Annotated in this window: 1 protein-coding gene; it reads left to right on the top strand. The window is 36.3% G+C overall.

The window, feature by feature from the left end; all coding sequences use genetic code 11:
• Window positions 1-141 precede the first annotated feature (141 nt).
• Window positions 142-1473: an IS4 family transposase gene (locus LI149_RS14980; protein WP_227085905.1), complete on the top strand. Its 1332-nt coding sequence runs from the start codon at window positions 142-144 to the stop codon at window positions 1471-1473.
• Window positions 1474-1626 lie beyond the last annotated feature (153 nt).

The raw sequence follows: 1626 nt of genomic DNA, 5'->3' as shown, positions 1-1626 counted from the left end.
CAATGTCATTAAGTTAAGGATTTTAGTAGTGTGAAAAGTAGTTTTTTACTTTTTGCACTACTTTTTTTGCCTAAAAGCTTGACAAAACTTCACAAAAGTGTGGCGAAGCCATTTGAATATATTCTTTTTTAGGAGGTTCAAATGGCAAATATTTCTTTTATTGTAAAGCAAAAACTGGAGTCTGCTATAAAAATATTATGCAGAGATTTTTCATCGCACGTAAAGCGTCCGGGAAAAGACTTTTCTAGGAATCGTAAACTTCCATTTGAAGAGGTGATTCGATTCCTTCTCCCTCTGCAAGGACAATGTATGGATCAGGAATTATTCCGCCACTTTTCAAAGAAACCACTCTTCTTTTCAACAGACTATTCGGGTATTCCGCATAGTTCCGCTATGATTCAGGCTCGGCAAAAACTTTCAGATTCTGCAATGCCGGCCTTGTTCCATTCGTTTACAGAGACTTGTAAAAAAGGTGCGCTTTTCCAGGGTTACCAACTTCTGGCAATAGATGGTTCCCAGTTTTCTGTCCCGGAAAATCTAAAAGAACCACTATGCTGGCGTAAGATACCCAATATCTCAAAGGGAAGAAATGTGATACATTTAAATGCTATGTACCATCTTCAGAGTGGTATTTTTGAAGATGTCGTTTTTCAGCCAATCTGTGAATGTAATGAGCATAAAGCCCTGGCTCAAATGGTAGACCGCCGGTCTTCTGCGTTTCCTGCTATTTTTATGGCTGATCGGGGATACGAAAGTTATAATACTTTCGCCCATATAGAACAAAAAGGGGATAAATACGTGGTTCGGGGAAGAGAATCAGGTACAGGTATCTGTTCTGGTCTGAATCTTCCTGATACAGAAGAATACGATATCGAAAAAGAACTTTATATCTGTAAAAAACATAGCAAAAAAGTAAAAACAAACCCACGAAAATATAAACGAATTCGCAGTGATGCAACATTTGATTTTTTCACAGACGATTGTGAGGAATATCGATTAAATCTTAGAATTGTAAAAATAAAACTCTCTGAAACCACAACTGAAGTACTGTTTACAAATCTTTCTAAAGAGGAATTTTCGGCAGATGATTTAAAACGGTTATATCATATGCGCTGGGGAATTGAAACTGCATTTGACCAGTTAAAATATGCGCTTGGCGCTGCATCTGTTCATTCTAAGAACTCAGAATTAATCATACAAGAATTGTATGGAAAGCTAATTATGTTCAATTTTTGTAAAACTATAGTTGGTGGAATTGCGGTAAAACAGCAGGAATACTGGAAATATGAATATAAATTGAATATAAAAATGGCAATGTGTATTTGTAGAGAATTCTGGTGCTCCCAGACTTTAGCAGCACCAGAGGTTGAAAAAATGTTGCTGAACTATCTTGTCCCCATAAGGGATAACCGGACTTTTCCACGAGATACGGTTAAAAAGTCAGCAATAGCATTCAACAGTAGGATAGCATAAGATTGTAAAAATGAAAATAGGAACCATGAGAAAGCAGGGATTTTTCGCTGCTTACTTGTAGTATCCTTGAAAAACAAGAAGCCTTGACAATCCATAAAAAAGAAGTGTCAAAGCCTCAATAATTACAATTTTATCCTTAACTTAATGACATTG

The organism is Dorea sp. 210702-DFI.3.17 (assembly GCF_020560825.1).
GTDB lineage: Bacteria > Bacillota > Clostridia > Lachnospirales > Lachnospiraceae > Dorea > Dorea formicigenerans.
The sequence above is the reverse complement of the archived record's forward strand: the minus strand, read 5'-3'. Positions and strand labels throughout refer to the sequence as shown.